This window comes from Actinokineospora guangxiensis (assembly GCF_042657845.1).
Taxonomy (GTDB): Bacteria; Actinomycetota; Actinomycetes; order Mycobacteriales; family Pseudonocardiaceae; genus Actinokineospora; species Actinokineospora guangxiensis.
Window position 1 is genome coordinate 386004 of record NZ_JBHSKF010000001.1, and the last position, 22080, is coordinate 408083.

Genomic DNA, 22080 nt, shown 5'->3' on the forward strand with positions numbered 1-22080 from the left:
CGGGTTCAGCGCGACTCCCCCTGCTCGGGGCGGGCGCCCTCGGCGGCCAGCAGGTCGTCGACCGACGCCGTGCCGGACCGGTAGCGGCCCGCTATCTGCTCGTTGAGCAGGTCCATGACCACCTGCACCTGACGCCGCCGCGTGGAGACCGACGCCTCTTCGTCCCGGTAGGTCTCCAGGGCCAGCGCGAGCCGCTCGTCCGGCAGCGAGGACACGTCCGACAGGTCGGCGTCGGAGACCAGGGCCTCGACGTGCCTGCGGTGCGCCTCGGCGCGCGAGGGCTCCATGTTCTGGTGGCGGCCCGAGCCCATGGCCGGGCCGACCGCGTTGTCGGCGAGGATCGAGGCCAGCTGGGCGACCACGGACTCCGCGCCGCCGGTCTCGCGCCTGCGCAGCTCGGCGCGCACGATGTCGATCCGCCCGTGCAGGAGCCTGCGCAGGTAGGACAGGTCGGTCTCCTCCTGCGCCGCGTCGTCGCGGCGGGCGCGCACCTCGGGCAGGTCGAGTCTGTCCAGGTCGGCGACGTAGTCCGGGTCCAGCACCCGGTCGATGCGCCTTCGCCCGCCAGGGCGCACTTCGATCACCTGGACATCCTCCGCCAAACCGTCCTCGATCGCCAGATCATGCCGACGTTACCGGCTGGGCCGCCACCCCCAGCAGCGCGCGCGCCTCATCGGGGGTCAGCGGCGGGCGCTGCGCGATCCGCGCCAGGCCGGAGGCCCTGGCGACCAGTTGCGCATTGTCCTTGACCCGCTCACCACGGGCGTAGCTGATGGTGTCCTCCATGCCGACCCGCACGTGCCCGCCCGCCGACAGCGCCGCGAAGAGGACCGGGAGAGTGGTGCGTCCCACACCCGTGGCGGAGAACGTCGCGCCGTCGGGGATGAGCCGCAGCGCCGCGGCGAGGGTCTCGGTGTCGCCCGCCATGCCGCCGGGCACGCCCATCACCAGGTCGACGTGCACGTGCCCGCCTGCCGGGAGGCCGTGCTTGTCGAGCAGGCGGTGCAGCGAGGTCAGCTGGCCGAGGTCGAAGATCTCGTACTCGGGCACGATGCCGCGATCGCGCATCCGGATGTGCAGCTCGACGATGAACTCCCAGCGGTTCATGAACACGTCGTCGCCGAAGTTCACCGTGCCCATCGAGCAGGACGCCGAGTCCGGCAGCGCGTCGAGCACGGCGAGGCGGTCGGACTCCGGGTCGGTGACCGCGCCGCCGGTGGAGAGCTGCACGACCAGGTTCGTCCGCTCGCGCACCGCGGCGACGGTCTCCCTGAGCCGCCCCAGGTCCAGGGTCGGCTTGGCGTCGTCGTCGCGGATGTGGATGTGGACCATCGCGGCGCCGACGCGCTCGCAGGCCTCGGCCGTGGCCACCAGCTCCTCCAGGGTCACCGGGAGGTTGGGGACGTCGGCCTTGGTGTGCTCGGCCCCGGTGGGGGCCACGGTGATGAGGGTGCCGGGTGTCGACATGGCAGCGATCCTGCCACTAGGTCGCGTTATCCCCGCAGCCCCTTGGCCGCCGCCCGGCCCGCGCCGCCTTGTTCGCCGGGCACCGAATCGGGGTCGACGGCGGCCTGCGCGCCGCCCGCGGCGAGCGGGGTGGCGGGCTCGACCGAGCGCTTGAGCAGCGCCAGCGCCACCGGCCCCAGCTCGTGGTGCTGCACGGCGGTGCCCACCCGGCCGACCACGCGCTCGCCCGCGGTGACCGGCGTGCCGGTCTCGGGCAGCTCGTCGGCCGCGCCGTCGAGGTGCAGCAGCAGCATCCGCCGCGGTGGGCGGCCGACGTTGTGCACCTTCGACACCGTCTCCTGGCCGCGGTAGCAGCCCTTGGCCACGTGCGCGGCCGAGGGCACCCACGACACCTCGTGCGGGATCGTCTTCTCGTCGGTGTCCACGCCCAGGCGCGGGCGCAGCGCGGCCACCCGCAGCGCCTCGAACGCCAGGCTGCCCATCGCCCGCGCCCCGGCGGCGGTGATCCGCGCCCACCAGTCGGCCAGCGCCTCCCTGGGCACCAGCAGGTCGGCGGCGTCCGGACCCGGCCACGGCATCCGGCGCACGAGCACACCGCCGCCCGAGGCGCTCGCGTACGCCCCCCGCGGCACCGGCAGACCCAGCTCGGCCAGCAGCTCCGGCGTCTTCGGCCCGACCAGGCTCAGCACCGCCACCTCGCCGGTCGCGTCCCGGGGCTCCACCTTGGACCAGAAGCGCATCTGCTCCAGGTACTCCAGCAGCGGCACCCGCCCGCCTCGGGTGCCGACGGTCGCGGCGCCCGCCTCGGTGTCCAGCCACACCGTGCCGTCCACATGCGAGACGACCATGTGCGCGTCGACCCGCCCCTGGCTGTCGAGCACCAGTGCCTCGCTGCCCGCGCCGTCGGCCAGGCCGGACACGTGCTGGGACAGCACCAGGTGCAGCCAGCTCAGCCGCTCCTCGCCCGGCACGGCGATCACCTCGCGGTGCGAGCGGTCGGTGACGCCGACCCCGCGCTCGGCGGCGCGCTGCTCGCCGAGCGGGTCGCCGAAGTGCCAGGGCACGCCGGGGTCGGTGGTCTCCTCCGGCGGCGGGATCGCGCCGGGGGCGGACAGGACGGGCGAGCTGGTCACGTGGTCTCCCTGGTGCAGTCGCGGCAGGTGCCCGACAGCGCGAGGTGCGCGGCGTCCAGTACGAACCCGTGGGCGGCGCGCAGTGTTCCGCACAGCTGGTCCATCACCGCGCGCGGTGACTCGTCGACGCGGCCGCAGCGGTGGCAGACGAGGTGGACGTGCTGGTGCTCGTGCAGCGAGTAGGTGGGCGGGCCGTGGCCGAGGTGGGTGTGCCGGATCAGCTCCAGCTCCTCCAGCAGCTCCAGCGTCCGGTAGATCGTGGTGATGTTGACCGACGGCGTGACGCGCTGCACGTGCCTGCACACCTGCTCGGGGGTGGCGTGCTCCAGCTCGCGCAGCGCGTCGAGAACGAGTTGGCGCTGCGGCGTCATCCGCATTCCGCGCTGGTGCAGCGTGCTGCGCAGGTCGTCCACTTCACCGATGGTAGTCGGGCCAACGGGGGCGGGTGGCCGCTCACGTAGGGTGGGCCACCATGCGCCTGCTCGCCCTGTTCGACGGCACGATCGCCGACCCCGAAGCCCCGCACATCAGGGTGGACGACCTCGGCCTGACCCGCGGCGACGGCGTCTTCGAGTCGGTGCTGGTGGTGGACGGGCGGCCGCGCGAGCTGGGCCCGCACCTGGAGCGCATGCAGCGCTCGGCGCGGATGCTGGAGCTGGCCATCCCGCCGGTCGCCGAGTGGGAGCGCCTCGTCGCCGCCGTGCTCGCCGCCTGGACCGCGCCGGGCGAGGTCGCGGTCAAGCTGGTCTGCACCCGCGGCCCGGAGTACGGCGACGGCTCGCCCACCGCGTACGCGCTGGCCTTCACCGTCGAGCCGCACACGATCGAGCGGCGGCTGCGCGGAGCGTCGGCCATCGTGCTCGACCGCGGGTTCGACCCGGAGATCTCCGAGCGCGCGCCGTGGCTGCTGCTGGGCGCCAAAACCCTCTCCTACGCGGTGAACATGGCCGCGACGCGGCACGCGTCGGCCGTCGGCGCGGACGAGGTGATCTTCCGCGCGGCCGACGGATCGGTGCTGGAAGGCCCCACCTCGACCGTCGTCGTCGCGCGGGGCCGCACGCTGCGCACCCCGCCCGCGAGCAGCGGCATCCTGCCCGGCACCACCCAGGCCGCGCTGTTCCGCGCCGCCGAGCGCGCGGGCTGGGCGACCAAGGTCGAGCCGGTCCTGGTGTCGGACCTGACCGCCGCCGACGGCGTGTTCCTGGTGTCGAGCGTGCGCAAGGTCGTGCGCGTGCACACCCTCGACGGGGCGGCGCTGCCGGACGCGAGCGCGACGTGGTCGGAGCTGAACGCCCTCTACGAGGCCGAGTACAGCTAGGACACCGCCTGAAGCCGCACGCGCGTGCCAGGCCGTGCCTGGGCGAGCGCGGGCAGCGCGGAGGCCGCGACCACGCCGATCACCGGGTAGCCGCCGGTCGTTGGGTGGTCGGCGAGGAACACCACCGGCCTGCCGCTCGCGGGCACCTGCACCGCGCCGGTCACCACGCCCTCGCTGGGCAGCTCCCGGCCCGCCGAGTCCGCCGTCCTGGCCAGCGCCGGGCCCAGCAGCCGCACGCCGACCCGGTTGCTCTCCGGCGACACCGACCACTCCGCGCCCGCCAGCTGCCGGGCCGGGGCCTCGAACCAGTCCTCGCGGGGCCCCAGCAGCACCGGCACCACCAGCCGATCGGGTGCGCACGGCGGGGGAATGACGTCGGCGCCCGACGGCAGCCCGCGCACCGGGCCCAGCGCCAGCACGTCGCCCGCGCGCAGCGGGTCGGGGCCGATGCCGGAGAGCACGTCGGTCGAGCGGGAGCCCAGCCGCACGGGTCCGGCGAGGCCGCCGGAGAACGCGACATAGCTGCGCAGGCCGGTCCTCGGCACGCCCACCGCCAGCTCCCGGCCCGCGGCCAGGTGCAGCGGGGCGTGGGAGTCGGCGGCGCGGCCGTCGACGGTCACCGGGACCGACGGGCCGGTCACCGCGACCGTGCACGAGGCGTCCGCGCGCAGCCGCAGCCCGCCCAGCACGCACTCCACGCCCGCGGCGCCCTCGTCGTTGCCGACGAGCCGGTTGGCCAGGCGCAGCGCGGGCACGTCCAGCGCGCCGGAGGGCGGCACGCCCAGGTGCGCGTTGCCGGGACGGCCCAGGTCCTGCACGAGGGCCAGCGGACCGCTGGCGAGCACGGTCAGCGCGCGCATTCAGACGGCCTCGAACCGCACCCGGTGGCCGGGGGCCAGCAGGGCGGGCGGCTCGCGCTCGGGGTCGAACAGCGGCGGCGCGCCGTCGGCGAGGCGGCCCAGCAGCCGCCAGCCGCCGGGGGAGGGCCGCGGGTAGACGCCGGTGAACTCGCCCGCGACGCCGACCGCGCCCGCGGGCACCTTCGTCCTCGGCGAGGCCAGGCGCGCCTGGCGCAGCGGCGCGGGCAGGCCGGTCAGGTAGCCGAAGCCGGGCGCGAACCCGGTGAAGGCGACGGTGTACTCCGCGCCGGTGTGCAGGGCGACGACCTCGTCGGGGGACAGGTTCGCGGTGGTGGCCGCCAGCTCAAGGTCAGGGCCGTCGTAGACGGTGGGCAGGACCACGGTCTCCCCGGCCGGGGCGGGCACGGCGGAGAGGTCGGCGGCGCGCAGCGCGTCCTCCACGCCGCGGGGGACGCCGCCGGAGAAGGTGGCCAGCACGGTCCGCGCGGCGGGCACCAGGTCGACCAGGCCGGGCAGCCCGGCCAGCACGGCGCGCGCGGCGGCGACCTCGCCCAGTGAGCCCAGCTCGACCAGGACCGAGTCCGCGCCGCAGCGCCGCAGCCGCACGCCCGCGCTAGCCGACGACGCGGCGCAGGTAGGCCGAGGTGTGCGGCTGCATCGGCTGCCCGACCATCGCCCGCTCCTCGACCCAGGCCAGGTCACCGCCGTTGACCAGGCCGTAGAGCCGGGTCGCGGCGCTGACCTCCTTGGCCGACGCGGTGCGCCCGACCAGGTCGGTCGAGAGCTCCCACGACGTGGAGTTGCGCGGCTTGCCGTAGTAGACCTCGACGATGCCGGTCACGTGCGCCAGCACCAGCTCGATCACGTCGTCGGGCTGCGGCCGCCACCAGCCGACCTCGCGCGCGGCCGGGCGGATGACCTCGCCGTCGTCGTCCAGCAGCCAGGTGCGCGACTCGTAGGACAGGAACGGGCGGCCGTCGTGGGCGAAGGTGAGCTGCTGGCCGAACTTGAACGGCCCGTCGATCGTCGGGTAGACGACCTCGCCCTCACCGCGCCACACCCCGACCAGCGGCAGCAGCGCCAGCAGGTCGTCGTGCAGGGTGGGGCCCTCGCGCAGATTCGCGGTGTCCGCCGGGACCGGCAGGTCGTCGAACTGGGGCAGGTTGCGGTGCCGGGTGTGCTCGGCGCGCTCGGCTGCGGCCTGGATCGCGGCGTCGCCGCTGCCCGGCACGGGGGCGTCGGACATCAGGAGCGCTGGTCGTTGAACAGGCGGTACACGACGTAGGCGGCGAACCAGGCGATCGCGATGCCCACCACGACGAGGAGGCCGGTGAAGAAGAGTTCCACGGACGCAGAGGATAGTCGCCGCGGCCCGGGGCGGCCGTGCAGGCGTGGCCCAAAGCACGAACGCCCCCCGAGCCGGGCTCGGGGGGCGTTCGCGATGCCGCTGTCACGCGACCGCGATGGCGACCGGGTGCACGCCCGGTCCGCCCGCGGCCACGCTGGCCTCGCCGTTGCCGTCGCGGTGCAGGGCGCGGACGGTCCAGTCGCCCGGCGCCGCGTAGAAGCGGAACACGCCGTCGGGGGAGGACACGACCTCGGCGGTGAACTCACCGGTGGAGTCCAGCAGGCGCACGAACGCGCCCGCCACCGGAGCGCCGCCGTTGGTCACGGTGCCGTCGAGCACGATCTCCTTGCCGGGGTCCACGTTCGCCGGGAGGGCGGTGGTCTGCTCGGGAGCGCCACAGGAAGTCATCTCGGGATGTCCTTTCAGCTGCCGGTCGCGACGGGCACGCCCACGAGCGAGCCGTACTCGGTCCAGGAACCGTCGTAGTTCTTCACGTCCTCGTAGCCCAGCAGCTCGCGCAGCACGAACCAGGTGTGCGAGGAGCGCTCGCCGATGCGGCAGTAGGCGATGGTCGCCTTGCCCTCGTCCAGGCCCGCGTCCTTGTACAGCTCGCGCAGCTCGTCGTCGGACTTGAAGGTGCCGTCCTCGTTGGCCGCCTTGCTCCACGGCACGTTGATCGCGCTGGGGATGTGGCCCTTGACCTGGGCCTGCTCCTGCGGCAGGTGCGCGGGGGCGGCCAGCTTGCCGGAGAACTCGTCGGGGGAGCGCACGTCGACCAGGTTCTTGGTGTCGATCGCCGGGACGATCTCGTCGCGGAAGGCGCGCAGGGCCTTGTCCTGCGGCTTGGCCGAGTAGGCCGTCTCCGGGCGCGAGGGGACCTCGGTGTCGAGCGGGCGGCCGTCGAGCTCCCACTTCTTGCGTCCGCCGTCGAGCAGCTGCACCTTGTCGTGGCCGTAGAGCTTGAAGTACCAGTACGCGTAGGCGGCGAACCAGTTGTTGTTGCCGCCGTAGAGCACGACGGTGTCGTCGTTGCCGATCCCGCGCGCGGAGAGCAGCTTCTCGAAACCCGCCTGGTCCACGAAGTCGCGCCGGACCGGGTCCTGCAGGTCCAGCTTCCAGTCGACCTTGACCGCGCCGGGGATGTGCCCGGCGTCGTAGGCGCTGGCGTCCTCGTCGACCTCGACGAAGACCACTCCGGGCGCGGTGAGGTTCTCCTCTGCCCACGCGGCAGAAACAAGCACGTCTTCGCGGCTCATCGGGCGGTTCCCACTTCCTTGTTCGAGAGACGGGTGATCAGCAGGTACATCTGGCAGCCGAGGCAGAAGCCGAAGGCGGCGTTGAGGAACGCGGCGGCCAGCGCCAGGGCGGTGGCCGCGAGGCCGACGGCGGGCACGCCGAAGGCGAAGCCGAGCGTGCCGACGGCGGCGAACGCGAAGCCCACTGCCTGCGCGAAGCGCAGCGGCGTCTCGTCTTCACGTTCGTCGGAGGGCTGGAGGCGGGGGGCGATGAGGGTGCGGTGGAGGACGCCGTACGGGGACATCCGGACCCCGGCGAGCGCCCCGACGGCGAACACCGCGGCCTGGACGGCCAACAGCGGCCACCACCCGGTGGCGAGGACGACCAGCAGCACCGCGCTGGTCACCCAGGCGGAGAAGCGCGGACCGCGCGGGTCCACACCAGCGGACATGGGAAAACCTCCTGACCAGGGCAAGACGTGCGGACCGGGACGGCTCAGGCCGACATGGCGCGCATGCCCCGACAAAGGCTGCTGTCGACGCGGCAGAAGTCCACCGCGCGGCGCCTGGTCAGGTACTTGGTCACGGCGACGACACTACCCGCGTTCCCGTGGGTGGGACCTGCCCGTCCACAGGGTGGGAACCCCCAGGTCGATACCGCACGGACGCGATCTCCGCTGCTCAGCGCAGGTGTTCGGCCAGCGCTTCGAGCAGGGCGTCGCGGCGGGGGAGGCCGCGCACGCGCAGCACCTCGGCGCCGCCCGCGACGGCCACCGTCGTCGGGGTGCTCAGGACCGCCATGGCGCGGGCGAGGTCGGCGCGGTCGGTCAGGTCGATCTCGGCGTGCGCGAGGCCGGGGGTGCGCTCGGCGAGGTCGGCCAGCAGCGCGCGGGTGTGGCGGCAGGGCGCGCAGAACGTCGTGGAGAACTGCACGAGGGTGACCGCGGCCGTCGGGTCGAGCGCGGCGAGCACCTCGGCGGGCAGCGCCGGGGTCCTGGCGGCGCCGACGCGGCCGGAGCGGGTGCGCAGCAGCAGCCCGACCGCGGTCGCCAGGACCAGCGTGCCGACCGCCACCAGCGCGCCGGTCACCGCTCCCGCCCGGCGCCGGTCACGTGCCCAGGACGATGTCCTTGGCGGTGCCCTGGACCGCCAGCGAGCCGTCCTCGATCTTGACCTCGGTCGGGGTGACGGCGAAGGGCAGCACGCCCGGGTCGAACTTGACGCCGAAGAGCGGCAGCACCTTCTGCTGGATGGCCTCGGGCAGCTCGGCGCTGCTCATCTTGTTCTTCAGCTCCATGCGCTTGGGCTGCACCGCGATGCCGCCCCCCTCCAGCGCGATCAGCGAGAACACGCACAGCTCGGTGCTCTGCCCGGCGACGTCCACGGTGCCGCACAGCTTGACGCCCGCGGTCTTGCCCGCGCGGTCGGCGATCTCGGACTCCGACGCGGTGACCTCGGCGTCCGGATCGTTGACCAGCTCCTCGGCGGCCGGGGAGATGGTCAGGTTGGTGATGGAGGCCAGCACCGGCTGGGCGTTGGCCTGGATGGCCCGGTTGACGTCGGAGGCCTTGACCCGGAGCTGGCCGCGCACCTCGCGCACGGGCACGCCGTCGAGGGTGCCGCCGATGACGTCGGACAGCGGGGCCCGCACGCCGAACATCTCGGCGTGCACCTCGACGTCGCGCAGGGTGTTGACGGGCACGCCCTTGGCGTCGACCACCACCGATTCGTACTCGCCGGAGAAGGCCTGCAGGAGGAAGGAGAACCCGCCGATCTTGATGGCCGGGTCCTCGCGCAGCTGGAGCTGCTCGCGCGCCTTCTTCGACACCTCGTGCTCGACGATGGCCGCGGCGCCGAAGTCGGCGGCCACCAGCAGCCCGGCCAGGATCACCAGCGCCACGATCGTCCGGCGCAGGGCCTTCGACCTGCGGCGCTTGGGCGCGGCCGGGGGCCGGGGGTTGGTCATCGTGGTCATCCGCCGTTCCTCATGCCTGGCCGCCGGGGTCGCGACCAGGGTAGCCACGATCGGACGAGCGCCGGGAACGACGGGGGCAACCCCGGTTACCGGGTGTTCACACAATCATTCCGCGGCGGCTCGGCCGGGCCGCGATTCTTCCGAAATCGCCAGTCCCCCCAGCGGATTTACCTGGCTGTAACACGGTGCGTTCGCGCAGGTGGCGAGCGTGCTTCCCGGGCACTTCAGATGTGACAGGGACTTCACGACGGCGACAATTGCCAGCTCGGCGGTTTATTCTCAGTCCGCAAAGAACCGATCCCACACGGGACCGCACCTCAATGACGCGGAGCGGGCGATCACGTCAGGAGGCGTCGATGAGCCTGGATCTGCTGCTGCTCACCGCGGACCCCGAGCCCGGCTCCGTCCTGCCCTCGCTGATGCTGCTGCCGCACACCGTGCGCACGCAGGCCCCCGAGGTCACCGCTCTGCTCGACGCGGGCTCGCGCGACGCGGTCGTGGTGGACGCCCGCACCGACCTGGCCGCCGCCAAGAGCCTGTGCCGCCTGCTCACCAGCGGCGGCGACAACGCCCCGGTGATCGCCGTGGTGAACGAGGGCGGCCTGGTCGCCATCACCGCCGACTGGCGCATCGACGAGATCCTGCTGCCCACCGCGGGCCCGGCCGAGGTCGACGCCCGGCTGCGGCTGCTCGGCTCCCGCGGCCCGGCGGGCGGCGCGGTCGACGGCGCGCTGCGCCTCGGCGAGCTGGTGATCGATGAGGCGACCTACTCCGCGCGCCTGCGCGGGCGCCCGCTCGACCTCACCTACAAGGAGTTCGAGCTGCTCAAGTACCTCGCCCAGCACGCCGGCCGGGTGTTCACCCGCGCGCAGCTGCTGCAGGAGGTCTGGGGCTACGACTTCTTCGGCGGCACCCGCACCGTGGACGTGCACGTGCGGCGCCTGCGCGCCAAGCTCGGCACCGAGCACGAGCAGATGATCGGCACCGTGCGCAACGTCGGCTACAAGTTCGTCCAGCCGCCCAAGGCCCAGCGCCGCGACGACGACGGCCGCTCCGACACCAGGGCCGAGATCAGGCCCGAGGCGCACGCCCGCCGGTAGGTTCGGCCGGGTGGACCTCACCTGGCACTCCGAGATCGACCCCGCGCTGGTGCGCGAGTTCCTGCTTGCCGTGCGCGCCGCCGACGGCAGGCCCGAGGTCGGGCCGGACGACCCGCTGCCGAGGGAGTTCGCGGGCGAGCAGCACCTGGTCCACGCCGACGGCGACCGGCTCAGCGGCTACGCGACGGTGACCACCGACGCCTTCGGCCGCCCCGCCGCCGAGCTGCTGGTCCGCCCGGACGCGCGCGGCCGCGGCCTGGGCACCGCGCTGGTCGCCGAGCTGCTGACCCGCCACCCCGCCGCCCGGATCTGGGCGCACGGCGCGCACCCGGCCGCCGCGCGGGTGGCCGAGAAGCTGAGCCTGTCGGTGGTGCGCGAGATGTGGCGGATGCGCCTGGAGTTCGCCGACGCCCTCCCCGAGCCGGTGTGGCCCGACGGGGTGTCGGTGCGGGCCTTCGAGCCCGGCCGCGACGAGGACGCCGTCGTGGCGGTCAACAAGCGGGCCTTCGACTGGCACCCTGAGCAGGGCGCGCTCACCGCGGCCGACATCGTGGCCACCGAGGCGCAGGCCTGGTTCGACCCGGCGGGCTTCTTCCTCGCCGTCGACGCCGACGACCGGGTCGTGGGCTTCCACTGGACCAAGACGCACCCGGACGGCACCGGCGAGGTCTACGTCGTCGGCGTGGACCCGGACGCCCAGGGCGGCGGCCTCGGTCGCGCGCTCACCCTCGCCGGGCTCGCCCACCTCAGGGCGGCGGGCAGGCCCGCGGTGATCCTGTACGTGGAGTCCGACAACCTCCCCGCCGTCGCGGTCTACCAGCGCCTCGGGTTCACCCGTTCGGATGCGGACGTGCAGTACTCGGCGATCCCGCCGAATGGCCGATAGCGCATCACGGACAGTGAAACTCCAGGTCACGGGCCGGACACGGTAGACGATCTGTGGCATACATCCCGCCAACCGGTCGTGCTTGTTCATCCGCAGTTCACCTCGTCAGGGTCAGACGTCCACCCCTGCTGCTTAGCGTCCCCGACGAGGCGCACAGAGCGTGACGCCAGGCTCCTTCCGGAGGAATACCTGTGAAGATCAAGCGGTACGCCAACGTGCTCGGCTTGGTGGCGGCTGGCGCGCTGGCGCTGTCCGCCTGCGGCAGCGACACGAACACCCCCCAGGCGGGTGCGCAGGGTTCGGGCGCCCCCGCGCCGACCGGCACCGCGTCGGTGGAGTGCGGCGGCAAGAAGGAGCTGACCGCGGAGGGGTCCTCGGCGCAGAAGGGCGCCATGGAGGCCTTCATCGCCGCGTACGGCCAGCAGTGCGCGGGCCAGCAGCTCGCCTACACCCCGACCGGCTCCGGCGCGGGTGTCAAGCAGTTCATCGGCGGCATCGTCGACATCGGCGGCTCGGACTCGGCGCTCAACGCCGACAAGGGCGAGGTGGAGAAGGCGGCCGAGCGCTGCCAGGGCAACCCGGCCTGGAACCTTCCGCTGGTCTTCGGCCCGGTCGCCGTCGTGCACAAGGTCAGCGGCGTGACCGACCTGACGCTGACCGGCGAGCTGCTCGCCAAGATCTTCTCCGGCGGCATCACCAAGTGGAACGACCCGGCCATCGCCGCCGCCAACAACGGCGTCACCCTGCCGGACACCGCGATCACCGTCGTCTACCGCGCCGACGAGTCCGGCACCACCGACAACTTCCAGAAGTACCTGACCGCCGCCTCCAAGGGTGCCTGGACCAAGGACGCGGGCAAGACCTTCAACGGTGGCGTCGGCCAGGGCGCGCAGGGCTCGGCGGGCGTCGCCGACGCCGTCGGCGCGGCCGAGGGCACCATCGGCTACGTCGAGTGGTCCTACGCCCAGGACAAGGGCCTGCCCGTCGCCAAGATCGACAGCGGCTCCGGCGCGGTCGAGCTGACCGCCGACTCCGCGGGCAAGGCGATCGACTCGGCGACCATCAAGGGCGAGGGCAACGACCTGGTCCTGGACCTGGAGGCCCTCTACGCCTCCAACACCGCGGGCGCCTACCCGCTGGTCCTGGCCACCTACGAGATCGTCTGCTCGAAGGGCTACGACGCCGAGACGGCGACCGCGGTCAAGGCGTTCCTGACCACCGCGGCCACCGCGGGCCAGTCGGGCCTGGTCGAGGCGGGCTACGTGCCGCTGCCGCAGGAGTTCCAGACCAAGCTGCTGACCGCCATCAAGGCGATCGCCTGATCGGCCTAGTGGCAGACTCGGCCTGACGGAACGCCGAGACGCCCCGCGCACCCACCCCGGGTGCCGGGGCGGCTCGGTGTCCACCACCTCTCGACGGAGGCGACGATTACCACCACCGAGCAACCCAAGACAGTCACCAGACCAGGTGACCGCATCTTCAAGACGCTGACCGTCGGCTCCGGCGGGTTCGTCGTCGTCATGATCGTCCTGATCGGGGTCTTCCTGCTGATCCAGGCGATCCCGTCGCTGGCGCAGAACAACTCCAGCTTCCTGTTCAGCCGCGACTGGAACGCGGGCGACCCGGAGAACCTCGCCTTCGGCGTGCTCGACCTGCTGCTGGTCACGGTGTTCAGCTCGGTCTTCGCGCTGATCATCGCCATGCCGATCTCGCTGGGCATCGCGCTGTTCCTCACCCAGTACGCGCCGAGGAACCTGGCCAAGCCCTTCGCCTACCTGGTCGACCTGCTGGCCGCGGTGCCCTCGATCATCTACGGCCTGTGGGGCGCCTTCGTGCTCGCGCCCGCGATCGCGCCGGTGAGCCAGTGGCTCAACGACGTGCTCGGCTGGATCCCGATCTTCGCCACCGGCAACACCAACCTGGCCATCGGCCAGACGATCTTCACCGCGGGCATCGTGCTCGCGGTCATGCTGCTGCCGATCATCACCGCCATCAGCCGCGAGGTCTTCGACCGCACGCCCACCATGCAGATCGAGGGCGCGCTCGCCCTCGGCGCCACCAAGTGGGAGGTCGTGCGCACCACGGTGCTGCCCTTCGGCCGCGCGGGCTACGTCAGCGCCTCCATGCTCGGCCTCGGCCGCGCACTCGGCGAGACCATCGCGGTCATGATCATCCTGGCGCCCAGCGCCGCGGTCTTCGGCTGGTCGCTCTTCGACGGCGGCGACACCATCGCCTCCAAGATCGCCCGCGCCGCGCCGGAGTTCAACGACCCGCGCGGGGCGGGCGCCTACATCGCCGCGGGCCTCGTGCTGTTCGTCCTGACGTTCATCGTCAACGCGATCGCCAGGTCCATCGTCGCCGGGCGCAAGGAGTACGAGTAAATGGCCATGGCAACGGATCTGGACCGGCCCGCGACGCCGCCCGCCTTCCAGGAGATCAGCCCCGCGCGGCGGATGAAGAACCGCCTCGCGGGCGTGCTGATCACCGGCACGTTCGTCCTCGCGCTCGCGCCGCTGGTGTGGGTGCTGTTCACCGTCATCTCCAAGGGCTTCAAGCACGTCCTGCACCCGGACTGGTGGACGAACTCGCTGGCGGGCCTGACCTCGCGCCAGTTCGGCGGCGGTGTCTACCACGCCATCTACGGCACCCTGGTGCAAGGACTCGTCTGCGCGGTCATCGCCGTGCCCATCGCGATCCTGGTCGCGGTCTACCTCGTGGAGTACGGGCGCGGCAGCAGGCTCACCCGCGCGGTGACCTTCACCGTGGACATCCTCTCCGGCGTGCCGTCGATCGTCGCCGCGCTGTTCGTCTACGCCCTGTGGATCACCACCTTCGGCCTGCCGCGCAGCGCGTTCGCCGTCGCGCTCGCCTTGGTGCTGCTGATGATCCCGGTCGTGGTGCGCACCACCGAGGAACTGCTCAAGATCGTCCCGGACGAGCTGCGCGAGGCCGCCTACGCCCTGGGCATCCCCAAGTGGAAGACCATCGTCAAGATCGTCATCCCGACGGCGATGTCGGGCATCATCACCGGCATCACGCTGGCCATCGCCCGCGTCATGGGCGAGACCGCGCCCGTGCTGATCCTGGTCGGCTACACCTCGTTCATCAACTTCGACCCGTTCAGCGGCAACATGGCCTCGCTGCCGCTGCTGATGGCCTCGGAGCGGCTGACGATCAACGAGGTCGGCGAGGCGCGGGTGTGGGGCGCCGCGGTCACCCTCATCCTCATCATCACCGTGTTCAACCTGCTGGGATCGCTGATCTCGCGGATGACGTCCCTGAAGACCAAGTGATCGGGTAACGATGGCCAAGCGGATCGAAGTCAAGGACCTGAACCTGTACTACGGCAAGTTCCACGCCGTCGACGGGGTCTCGCTGACCGTGCCCCCGCGCAGCGTCACCGCGTTCATCGGCCCGTCCGGCTGCGGCAAGTCGACCGTCCTGCGCTCGCTCAACCGCATGCACGAGGTCATCCCCGGCGCCCGCGCCGAGGGCAACGTCATGCTCGACGGCGAGGACATCTACGCCGCCACCGTCGACCCGGTGTCGGTGCGCCGCACCATCGGCATGGTGTTCCAGCGGCCCAACCCGTTCCCCACCATGTCGATCCGCGACAACGTGGTGGCCGGGCTGAAGCTGGCGGGGGAGAAGGACAAGCGCAAGCTCGACGAGGTCGCCGAGCGCGCGCTGCGCGGGGCCAACCTGTGGACCGAGGTCAAGGACCGCCTCCCCCGGCCCGGCGGCGGCCTCTCCGGCGGGCAGCAGCAGCGGCTGTGCATCGCCCGCGCCATCGCCGTGCAGCCCGACGTGCTGCTCATGGACGAGCCCTGCTCGGCCCTGGACCCGATCTCCACCCTGGCGATCGAGGACCTGATCCAGGAGCTGAAGAAGGACTACACGATCGTGATCGTCACCCACAACATGCAGCAGGCCGCCCGGGTGAGCGACCAGACCGCGTTCTTCAACCTGGCCGGCGTCGGGCAGCCCGGCAAGCTGGTCGAGATCGATGACACCGAGCGGATCTTCTCCAACCCCGCCCAGAAGGCGACCGAGGACTACATCTCCGGCCGCTTCGGCTGATCATGTGACGCTGCGTGCGCGACAGGCCCTCGACTACTCCGGTCGGGGGCCTGTTCGCACTGTTCGGGATCTTGTGACAACCAGATCGCACTCGACCCGAGACGACCACCCTCGGTAGTTGGTACGGTGCCCTCTGAGGCCACACCGGAGGGCAGCGATGTACGTCGACGAGGCGGGCGGCGACCGGATCGGCACGACCATCGGCAACGCGCTGGCGGGCTTCGCCGCCACCGCGAACGAGGGCGGCTTCGCGGTCAACGAGCACGGCGGGGAAGCGCTGCTGCGGGTCGTGCGCGAGATGGCCGACTGGGTGGACGGCAGGCTCGGCGGCCTCGCCGAACTCGGCCAGGAACCCCCGCTCGGCGTCTCGGTCGGCGCGGGCGCGCTCCGCCCGCACCTGGCCCGCGTCGCCACCGACGACCAGGGCCTGCTCACCCAGCTCGGCCGCCTGCGCGAGACGCTCGCCCAGGTCGAGCTGGGCATCAGGAAGGCCATGTCGAACTACCAGTCGGTGGACAACCTGAACGCCGCCGGACTGCGGTGAGGGAGCTGGTGATGACGGACCCCGGCTGGATGTCAGGACTGCTCCGCGACTTCGCCGCGAACGGCGGCCACACCGGCCGGGGCCCGGCGGCCACCTCCACCGACGTGGAGACGCGCCCCACGCCCCCGATGCCGGTGGAGAACTACCTCGCCCACCCGCACTCCGCCCTCGCCGCCATGCTCACCTCCGGCGCCGACCCCGACGAGGTCGGCAGGCGCGCCGACCTCTACACCGAGACCGGCGCCGCCCTCGCGGGCTTCCGCGACGCCGTGCACGCCGCCATCGCCGACAGCGACGCCGACTGGCAGGGCGCGGCGGGCGACGCCGCCCGCCGCTTCCTGGCCGACACCGGCGACTGGGCCGCGGGCGCGGGCCACGGCGCCCAGCAGGCGGGCGCCCGCTTCGCCGAACACGCCGACGCCCTGGCCACCGCCCGCGCCGCCATGCCGGCCGAACGCCCCTTCGACTACGACGCCGCCATGTCCGACCTGCGCGCCACCACCGACCCCATCGCCTTCGCCACCAAGGCGGCGGGCTACGCCGAGGAGTACCGCCAGAGCCGCGCCGCCCACGAGGAAGCCGCCCGCGTCCTCACCGAGTACGACCGCCGCCTGGCCACCGCCGCCGACCTCCCCGCCTTCCCCCCACCCCCGTCGGCCGCCGACGACACCCCCCGCCTGCGCACCGACCAGCTCCCCTCGCCCCGCGCCGAGGGCACCCCCGTCCGGCCCACCGCCTGATGTCCACCCGCCACCGGTTCGCGCCTGTGGCCGCACGCCTGCCCTGAACCGCGGCCCCGCGAACCGAACCCGAACCCGCAACCCCACCCAGGCGGTCTGACCCGATGTCCCTGACGCTGTCCCTCGCCGCCGTCGACGTCCTGGCCCAGCTGCTCGGCGTCGACCCGCGCCGCTACCCCCTGGAGATCCCCAGCGTCGGCGACCGGGCCGAGGACCGCGTGCGCATCGCCCGCGCCGTGCTCGCCGACCTCGGCGCCCGCGGCCTCGTCGGCGAGGACGGCGTCGACCCGCGCGTCGAGCGGGCCCTGCGCGCCCTCGCCGAGGCCGAGGTGGCCGTCGCCGTCGCGGGCTCCCCGGACTCCGGGGACCTGGTCCGGGCCAGGGCGGCCGTGCGCGCCGGGTACGCCGTGATCGCGGTCCAGGAGGGCCAGTTCCTCCGCTTCACCCCCGTCGGCCCCGACACCCTGCCCCGCGCCCTCGTGGCCCTGCTGCCGCGCGTCCCCGCGGGCCCCGGCCAGTCCGTCCGCGTCGGCGGGAGCCCGCCCGAGCGGCCCGCGGGCATCACCGAGGCCGTGCGCGCCCCCCGCACCGCCGCACAGACCCAGCTGCGCGTCGCCGAGGAGGTGCTCACCCGCCCCCGGACGGGCTTCGGCGCCTTCACCGTCACCCACCTCGCCACCGACACCGCGACCCTGACCTGGCTGGACACCGACGCGGGCCGCTACCTCGGCCTGGCCCGCCCGGACACCGACGAGATCACCTACTCCCCGGCCGACGGCCCCCGCCTCGCCCGGCAGCTGGCCGACCTCATGGCCCGCTGAGCGCCAGCCGGGGCCCGGCGGGCAGCCAGTGGCCCGCGAACGCGCCGACGGCGAAGTAGTACGCCTGCCGCCCCTGCACGATCCCGCTGCGCACCGCGGGCGCGCTGGTGGCCCGGGTGAACGACACGGTCTTGGCGCCCGCGACACCGCCCGCGGCGTCCAGCCGGTAGGCCGAGTAGCCGCCCGCGGCAATCTGGACCCGGGCCTGCGGGCGGTACTCGTGGACGTCCTTCGCGCCGAGCAGCCACGTGGTCCCGACTCCCTCGGGGAACCACCAGTTCTTGTAGGAGCCCGCGGTCACCCGGAACGCGACCGGTCCGCCGGTGACGCGCTGGCGGCGGTCAGCGGGCGCCTGCGTGTCGCGCGAGAAGGACACCTCCTTCGACCGGACGACGCGCATCGCGGAGTCCACCTGGTAGATCGTCGACGTCCGGCGGGTGGCCCGCATCGTCCCGCCGACCGTCGGCAGCGGGTAGTCGTCGCGGAACGCCGACGCCACGGCGAGGAACACCGGGTCGCGGGTGAAGCCCCACAGGTGCAGCGCCTGTTCGACGTGGATCTGGTGGTACTTGGCGTTCTGCGTGGTGCTCGTCAGGGCGTAGAGGCTCAGCGCGCGCGGCTTGCGGAAGCCGGTCAAGCCGGTGTCCTTGATCGTCGCCGCGGCTCCCCGGATGAGGTCCGCGGCGGTGGGGTCGGCGGTGAGCGCCCAGTAGTCGATGAGTCCGTAGACGGCGAAGTTGTGCCCGTTGAACACCTGCTCGCCGAGGTCGGCCAAGCCGCGCGGGTACTCCTCCAGCCACAGCCGCGTGCCGTCCACGAACGTGACGTAGGGCAGGTCGCCGGCGGGGAGGTAGGTCAGGCTGCGGAAGGTGGCCTCGGCCGCGCTCCGCCAGCGCTCGTCGCCGGTCACCTCGTGCAGCCGGACGAAGGTGGAGAGCACCTGCCCCTGCGCCATGGCCGAGTACCACGGCGCCCGCATCATCATGTTCCGGTTGCCGTAGAGGGCGAAGTCGAACTCGTACGGGAAGTACCAGGCGTCCGCGGACTCCACGCGGCGCTCCAGCAGCCGCTCGGCGTTCGTCACCGCGATGCGCAGGTACGCCGGGTTCCCGGTCAGCCGGTGGGAGTTGAGGTTGGCCAGCGCGTACTGCGCCTGGCCGACGGGGTGGTTGAAGTTCGTCCCGGAGACCGCGAACATCCGGACCCCGGCGGCGTCCACCACCCCGTAGCCCTCGACCGGCGTCACCGCGGCCGACTCGTACGGCCGCTGCCCCACCGCGGGCGCGAAGACCTCGCTGTCGAGCCTGGAGTACCCGGAGACCTCCTCCCGCGCGGCGGGGCCGTTCTGCGCGGCCAGTGCCCGGCCGACCCGGACGCGGTCCGCGGGCACCTGGGGTGTGCCGAGGAGCCCGACCTCGGCGATCTCCACCGGTTCGACCCGCGCGGGCGCGGCCTGGGCGGCCGTCACCTGCGGAGCGGCGCCGGAGACCAGGACCACGACAGCCAGTGCTGCTGCGCGCACGCTTCGCATCGGCGAACACTCCAGGGGCGGGATGGGCGGCGGCGAGATGGGGCACTGCCTACATCGGAAGGGAAGCGATCGGCGTTATCCGCTGGTCAGCGACTTCTCCGGTGGCGGCGGGGCCCGCGGGCGCAACGGTTAACCTGGTCGGGTGTCCCAGGCAACGCCCGCGCTGCGGATCGGCCCCTACGCCGTCGATCCGGCCGTCGTGCTCGCCCCGATGGCGGGCATCACCAACGTCGCGTTCCGCACGCTGTGCCGGGAGTTCGGCAGCCCGACCTCGCTCTACGTCTGCGAGATGATCACGGCCCGCGCCATCGTCGAGCGCGACGCCAAGACCATGGAGATGATCACTTTCGGCCCCGGCGAGAACCCGAGGTCGATGCAGCTCTACACCGTCGACCCGGCCACCACGGCCGAGGCGGTGCGGATGATCGTCGCCGAGGACCGGGCCGACCACATCGACATGAACTTCGGCTGCCCGGTGCCCAAGGTGACCCGCAAGGGCGGCGGCGCGGCGCTGCCCTACAAGCGCGGCCTCTTCCGCAACATCGTCGCCGCCGCCGTCGGCGCGGCCGGGGACGTGCCGGTGACGGTCAAGTTCCGCATCGGCATCGACGCCGAGCACCACACCTACCTCGACGCGGGCCGCATCGCCGAGGGCGAGGGCGCCCAGGCCGTCGCCCTGCACGCGCGCACCGCCGCACAGCGCTACTCCGGCGAGGCCGACTGGACCAGGATCGCCCGGCTCAAGGAGGCCGTGACGAGCATCCCCGTGCTCGGCAACGGCGACATCTTCAGCGCCGAGGACGCGCTCAAGATGGTCGACCAGACCGGCTGCGACGGCGTCGTCGTCGGCCGAGGGTGCCTGGGCAGGCCGTGGCTGTTCCGCGAGCTGGACGCCGCCTTCACCGGCAGGCCGATCCCCGAGGGCCCCGATCTCGGCGAGGTCGGGCGCATCCTGACCCGCCACGCCGAGCTGCTCGCCGACCACATCGGCGAGGAGAAGGGCGTGCGCGACCTGCGCAAGCACATGGCCTGGTACCTGCGCGGCTTCCCGATCGGGGCCACCCTGCGCCAGCGGTTCGCGATGGTGTCGGGGCTGGCCGAGCTGGCCGACCTCGTCGGCGAGCTGGACCCGGCCCTGCCGTACCCGCCCGACGCCGACGGCCCGCGCGGCCGCCAGGGCTCGCCGGGCCGCGTCGTGCTGCCCGAGGGCTGGCTGGAGGACCCGGAGGACACCGCCGTGCCCCTCGGCGCCGACCTGATGCACTCCGGGGGCTGAGCGTGCGACGACCGCTCTGGGCCGTCCTGGCCGCCTTCTGCGCCGCGGGCTGCACCACCGCCGTACCCGGCACCCCCGTCGCCGTGAAGCGCGCCGACGGCTCCGAGGTCGTGCTGTCCTACTTCACCGCGCTCAACGACGCGGGCGAGCAGGGCGCCGACAAACAGGCGGAGTTCCTGCGCCGCACCCAGCACCCGGACTTCGACGACCGCGTCTGCGACCTCGACGGCCTGGTGCTGAGCATGGCCCCCGTCGCCGACACGCTGCGCCCGGACCCGCAGTGGAAGCCGGAGAAGTCCGCCGACGTCCCGCGCGGGGAGACCTTCGTCATCGCGGTCACCGTCACCATCCGCCAGGGCACCACCACCATCGGCGAGCAGATCGGCTCGCAGCGGGTCGTCCTGCTCGACGGGGAGGCCTACGGCTTCACGCCGTGCCCCGCCTCCTGAGTGCTCCGGGTGACACCCGTTTGTCGCAATGCGACCCGTCCCGGTCGCGACGCCGTGGAATCCCCGGCGCCCGCTTATCCACCGGTAGGGGGAATTAACGGCCTCATGCGTCCCGTCGGCTCAAGGGGACGGTCGTTCAGGTCGACACACTCGTACGTAGGGAGGTGACCGCGGTGTCCGTACTGGGACAAGGAGTGGCCGAGCCGGAGCCCCAGCACGCGGCCGCATGGCGGGAGCGCCGGGTCGCCGAGCCCACGGTGCCGCTGCGCCGCACCCAGCATGATGCCGACTGGTCCGAACGGCCCGACCGCGACCAGCCGGTCGACACCGCGAACCTCGTCAGCCTGCACGAGTCGATCGCCACCCTGCTCGCCTCGCGCGGGCAGTACCGGCAGGCCTACCAGCACCTGCGCTCCGCGCTGGACCTCATGTCGGAGCTGACCCAGCCGCCGCCGATCCCCGAGCAGCTGCGCCGCGAGGTGGACAGGCTGCGCCGCGAGCACGCCGAGGCCCAGGAGCAGAGCATCCGTGACAGCCTCACCGCCAGCTACAACCGCCGCTACCTCGACCGCAGGCTCATCGAGGTGCTGGCCGAGCGCGGCGGGGCAGGCGGTCTGGCGGTCGCGCTGGTCGACCTGGACTGGTTCAAGCAGGTCAACGACACCTTCGGGCACCTGGTGGGTGACCGGGTGCTGCAGCAGGTGGTCGAACTGCTGCAGCGGGAGCTGCCCAAGGGCGCTTTCTGCGCCCGCTACGGCGGTGAGGAGTTCGTCCTCGTGCTGCCCGGGGTCGACGGGCAGACGGCGGTCGGTGTCGCCGAGGCCGCGCGCGCCAGGGTCGAGGAGCACCCGTGGTCGAGCCTTGTGCTCGGCCTGCGCGTCACGGTGAGCGTCGGCCTCGCCCACGCCCCCGCCGACGTGGCGGAGGACACATCGATGGCGGCCGAGCGCCAGCTCCGCGAGGCGGACAGCCTGCTGTACACGGCCAAGCAGTCCGGTCGCAACGCCGTCGCCTACCTCAGCGGCGGCAAAGCCCACCTGGCCGGACCGGCGGCGGGCAGGCGCGCCGTCATCCCACCCCGCGCGGCGGCACGCTGAGCGTCGATCAATACCGCCGTGTCGCCCGATCGGCTTAACCTCGTAGCCGATTCTGCGTACCGTCTGTGCCAAACCGGCGGCCGGTGGTCGTCATCGCGGTCCGGCATCCGTACTATCGCTCCCGCGACACAGACACGATCGGGTAAGCAACCGAGCGCGGCAACACAACGTGTTGATAACCAACGTGCAACGCTCGACGCGATGAACGGAAGGAGCCTGG

At 72.9% G+C, this 22080-nt stretch carries 26 protein-coding genes; 13 read left to right on the plus strand and 13 right to left on the minus strand.

What is annotated here, in order from left to right; all coding sequences use genetic code 11:
* Positions 1–5 precede the first annotated feature (5 nt).
* Genes ACFPM7_RS01775 through ACFPM7_RS01790 form a run of 4 tightly spaced genes read right to left on the minus strand, consistent with a single transcriptional unit; the run spans position 6 to position 2977 of the window.
* Positions 6–584: an RsiG family protein gene (locus ACFPM7_RS01775; protein ID WP_378243012.1), complete on the minus strand. Its 579-nt coding sequence runs from the start codon at positions 582–584 to the stop codon at positions 6–8.
* A gap of 37 nt (positions 585–621) precedes the next feature.
* Complete coding sequence (locus ACFPM7_RS01780; protein WP_378243014.1) at positions 622–1467, minus strand: beta-keto acid cleavage family enzyme; 846 nt, start codon at positions 1465–1467, stop codon at positions 622–624.
* A 26-nt stretch (positions 1468–1493) separates the two neighbouring features.
* On the minus strand, positions 1494–2600 hold the full coding sequence (gene ygfZ / locus ACFPM7_RS01785) for a CAF17-like 4Fe-4S cluster assembly/insertion protein YgfZ (protein ID WP_378243016.1): 1107 nt from the start codon (positions 2598–2600) through the stop codon (positions 1494–1496).
* Entirely contained in the window at positions 2597–2977 is a 381-nt protein-coding gene (locus ACFPM7_RS01790; protein WP_378243811.1) for a Fur family transcriptional regulator, read from the minus strand. The genes ygfZ and ACFPM7_RS01790 overlap by 4 nt, the downstream gene beginning before the upstream one ends.
* 95 nt (positions 2978–3072) lie before the next feature.
* On the opposite strand from ACFPM7_RS01790, the gene ACFPM7_RS01795 reads away from it, so the two are divergent.
* Complete coding sequence (locus ACFPM7_RS01795; protein WP_378243018.1) at positions 3073–3918, plus strand: aminodeoxychorismate lyase; 846 nt, start codon at positions 3073–3075, stop codon at positions 3916–3918.
* On the opposite strand, the gene ACFPM7_RS01800 is transcribed toward ACFPM7_RS01795, so the two are convergent.
* The 8 genes from ACFPM7_RS01800 to ACFPM7_RS01835 form a co-directional block, all read right to left on the minus strand.
* Positions 3915–4778 carry a 5-oxoprolinase subunit C family protein gene (locus ACFPM7_RS01800; protein ID WP_378243020.1) on the minus strand — a complete coding sequence of 288 codons (864 nt, stop codon included), beginning with the start codon at positions 4776–4778 and terminating at the stop codon, positions 3915–3917. The two genes, ACFPM7_RS01795 and ACFPM7_RS01800, sit on opposite strands and share 4 nt — an antisense overlap.
* The gene (locus ACFPM7_RS01805; RefSeq protein ID WP_378243021.1) at positions 4779–5384 is read right to left on the minus strand and encodes a 5-oxoprolinase subunit B family protein; all 606 of its coding nucleotides are present in this window, start codon (positions 5382–5384) and stop codon (positions 4779–4781) included.
* Between the two features lie 7 nt (positions 5385–5391).
* A complete protein-coding gene (locus tag ACFPM7_RS01810) occupies positions 5392–6024 on the minus strand; it encodes a heme-binding beta-barrel domain-containing protein (protein WP_378243023.1) in 633 nt (210 codons plus the stop codon).
* A 204-nt stretch (positions 6025–6228) separates the two neighbouring features.
* A complete protein-coding gene (locus ACFPM7_RS01815) occupies positions 6229–6534 on the minus strand; it encodes a DUF1416 domain-containing protein (protein WP_378243025.1) in 306 nt (101 codons plus the stop codon).
* Between the two features lie 14 nt (positions 6535–6548).
* Positions 6549–7382, minus strand: a complete 834-nt coding sequence (locus ACFPM7_RS01820) for a sulfurtransferase (protein WP_378243027.1) — start codon at positions 7380–7382, stop codon at positions 6549–6551.
* Positions 7379–7813, minus strand: a complete 435-nt coding sequence (locus ACFPM7_RS01825) for a DUF4395 domain-containing protein (protein WP_378243029.1) — start codon at positions 7811–7813, stop codon at positions 7379–7381. Before ACFPM7_RS01825 ends, ACFPM7_RS01820 begins: the two co-directional genes overlap by 4 nt.
* A 229-nt stretch (positions 7814–8042) precedes the next feature.
* Entirely contained in the window at positions 8043–8450 is a 408-nt protein-coding gene (locus ACFPM7_RS01830; RefSeq protein ID WP_378243031.1) for a thioredoxin family protein, read from the minus strand.
* A gap of 19 nt (positions 8451–8469) precedes the next feature.
* Positions 8470–9336 (minus strand): LmeA family phospholipid-binding protein, encoded by an 867-nt coding sequence (locus tag ACFPM7_RS01835; RefSeq protein ID WP_378243033.1) that lies wholly within the window; start codon positions 9334–9336, stop codon positions 8470–8472.
* 356 nt (positions 9337–9692) lie between these two features.
* Here ACFPM7_RS01835 and ACFPM7_RS01840 point away from each other — a divergent pair, with 356 nt between their 5' ends.
* The 9 genes from ACFPM7_RS01840 (at position 9693) to ACFPM7_RS01880 (ending at position 17507) form a co-directional block, all read left to right on the plus strand.
* Positions 9693–10436, plus strand: a complete 744-nt coding sequence (locus tag ACFPM7_RS01840) for a winged helix-turn-helix transcriptional regulator (protein WP_378243035.1) — start codon at positions 9693–9695, stop codon at positions 10434–10436.
* 10 nt (positions 10437–10446) lie between these two features.
* A complete protein-coding gene (gene mshD / locus ACFPM7_RS01845; RefSeq protein WP_378243037.1) occupies positions 10447–11322 on the plus strand; it encodes a mycothiol synthase in 876 nt (291 codons plus the stop codon).
* A 191-nt stretch (positions 11323–11513) separates the two neighbouring features.
* Positions 11514–12644 carry a phosphate ABC transporter substrate-binding protein PstS gene (gene pstS / locus ACFPM7_RS01850; protein ID WP_378243039.1) on the plus strand — a complete coding sequence of 377 codons (1131 nt, stop codon included), beginning with the start codon at positions 11514–11516 and terminating at the stop codon, positions 12642–12644.
* 105 nt (positions 12645–12749) lie between these two features.
* Positions 12750–13703 (plus strand): phosphate ABC transporter permease subunit PstC, encoded by a 954-nt coding sequence (gene pstC, locus ACFPM7_RS01855; protein WP_378243813.1) that lies wholly within the window; start codon positions 12750–12752, stop codon positions 13701–13703.
* The gene (gene pstA, locus ACFPM7_RS01860; protein WP_378243041.1) at positions 13704–14615 is read left to right on the plus strand and encodes a phosphate ABC transporter permease PstA; all 912 of its coding nucleotides are present in this window, start codon (positions 13704–13706) and stop codon (positions 14613–14615) included.
* A gap of 10 nt (positions 14616–14625) precedes the next feature.
* Positions 14626–15402: a phosphate ABC transporter ATP-binding protein PstB gene (gene pstB, locus ACFPM7_RS01865; RefSeq protein WP_378243043.1), complete on the plus strand. Its 777-nt coding sequence runs from the start codon at positions 14626–14628 to the stop codon at positions 15400–15402.
* A 157-nt stretch (positions 15403–15559) separates the two neighbouring features.
* A complete protein-coding gene (locus ACFPM7_RS01870) occupies positions 15560–15946 on the plus strand; it encodes a hypothetical protein (protein WP_378243045.1) in 387 nt (128 codons plus the stop codon).
* An 11-nt stretch (positions 15947–15957) separates the two neighbouring features.
* The gene (locus tag ACFPM7_RS01875) at positions 15958–16686 is read left to right on the plus strand and encodes a hypothetical protein (protein WP_378243047.1); all 729 of its coding nucleotides are present in this window, start codon (positions 15958–15960) and stop codon (positions 16684–16686) included.
* Positions 16687–16790: 104 nt separating this feature from the next.
* Positions 16791–17507, plus strand: coding sequence for an ESX secretion-associated protein EspG (locus tag ACFPM7_RS01880; protein WP_378243049.1), 717 nt, complete (start codon positions 16791–16793; stop codon positions 17505–17507).
* Here ACFPM7_RS01880 and ACFPM7_RS01885 read toward each other — a convergent pair.
* Positions 17494–19029, minus strand: coding sequence for a D-glucuronyl C5-epimerase family protein (locus tag ACFPM7_RS01885; protein ID WP_378243051.1), 1536 nt, complete (start codon positions 19027–19029; stop codon positions 17494–17496). The two genes, ACFPM7_RS01880 and ACFPM7_RS01885, sit on opposite strands and share 14 nt — an antisense overlap.
* Positions 19030–19180: 151 nt before the next feature.
* Here ACFPM7_RS01885 and dusB point away from each other — a divergent pair, with 151 nt between their 5' ends.
* The 3 genes from dusB to ACFPM7_RS01900 all read left to right on the plus strand — a co-directional run bounded on the left by dusB (position 19181) and on the right by ACFPM7_RS01900 (position 21860).
* Positions 19181–20314, plus strand: coding sequence for a tRNA dihydrouridine synthase DusB (gene dusB / locus ACFPM7_RS01890; protein ID WP_378243054.1), 1134 nt, complete (start codon positions 19181–19183; stop codon positions 20312–20314).
* Positions 20315–20316: 2 nt separating this feature from the next.
* On the plus strand, positions 20317–20763 hold the full coding sequence (locus ACFPM7_RS01895; protein ID WP_378243056.1) for a hypothetical protein: 447 nt from the start codon (positions 20317–20319) through the stop codon (positions 20761–20763).
* Between the two features lie 164 nt (positions 20764–20927).
* Entirely contained in the window at positions 20928–21860 is a 933-nt protein-coding gene (locus tag ACFPM7_RS01900; RefSeq protein WP_378243058.1) for a GGDEF domain-containing protein, read from the plus strand.
* The last annotated feature ends 220 nt before the right edge of the window (positions 21861–22080 follow it).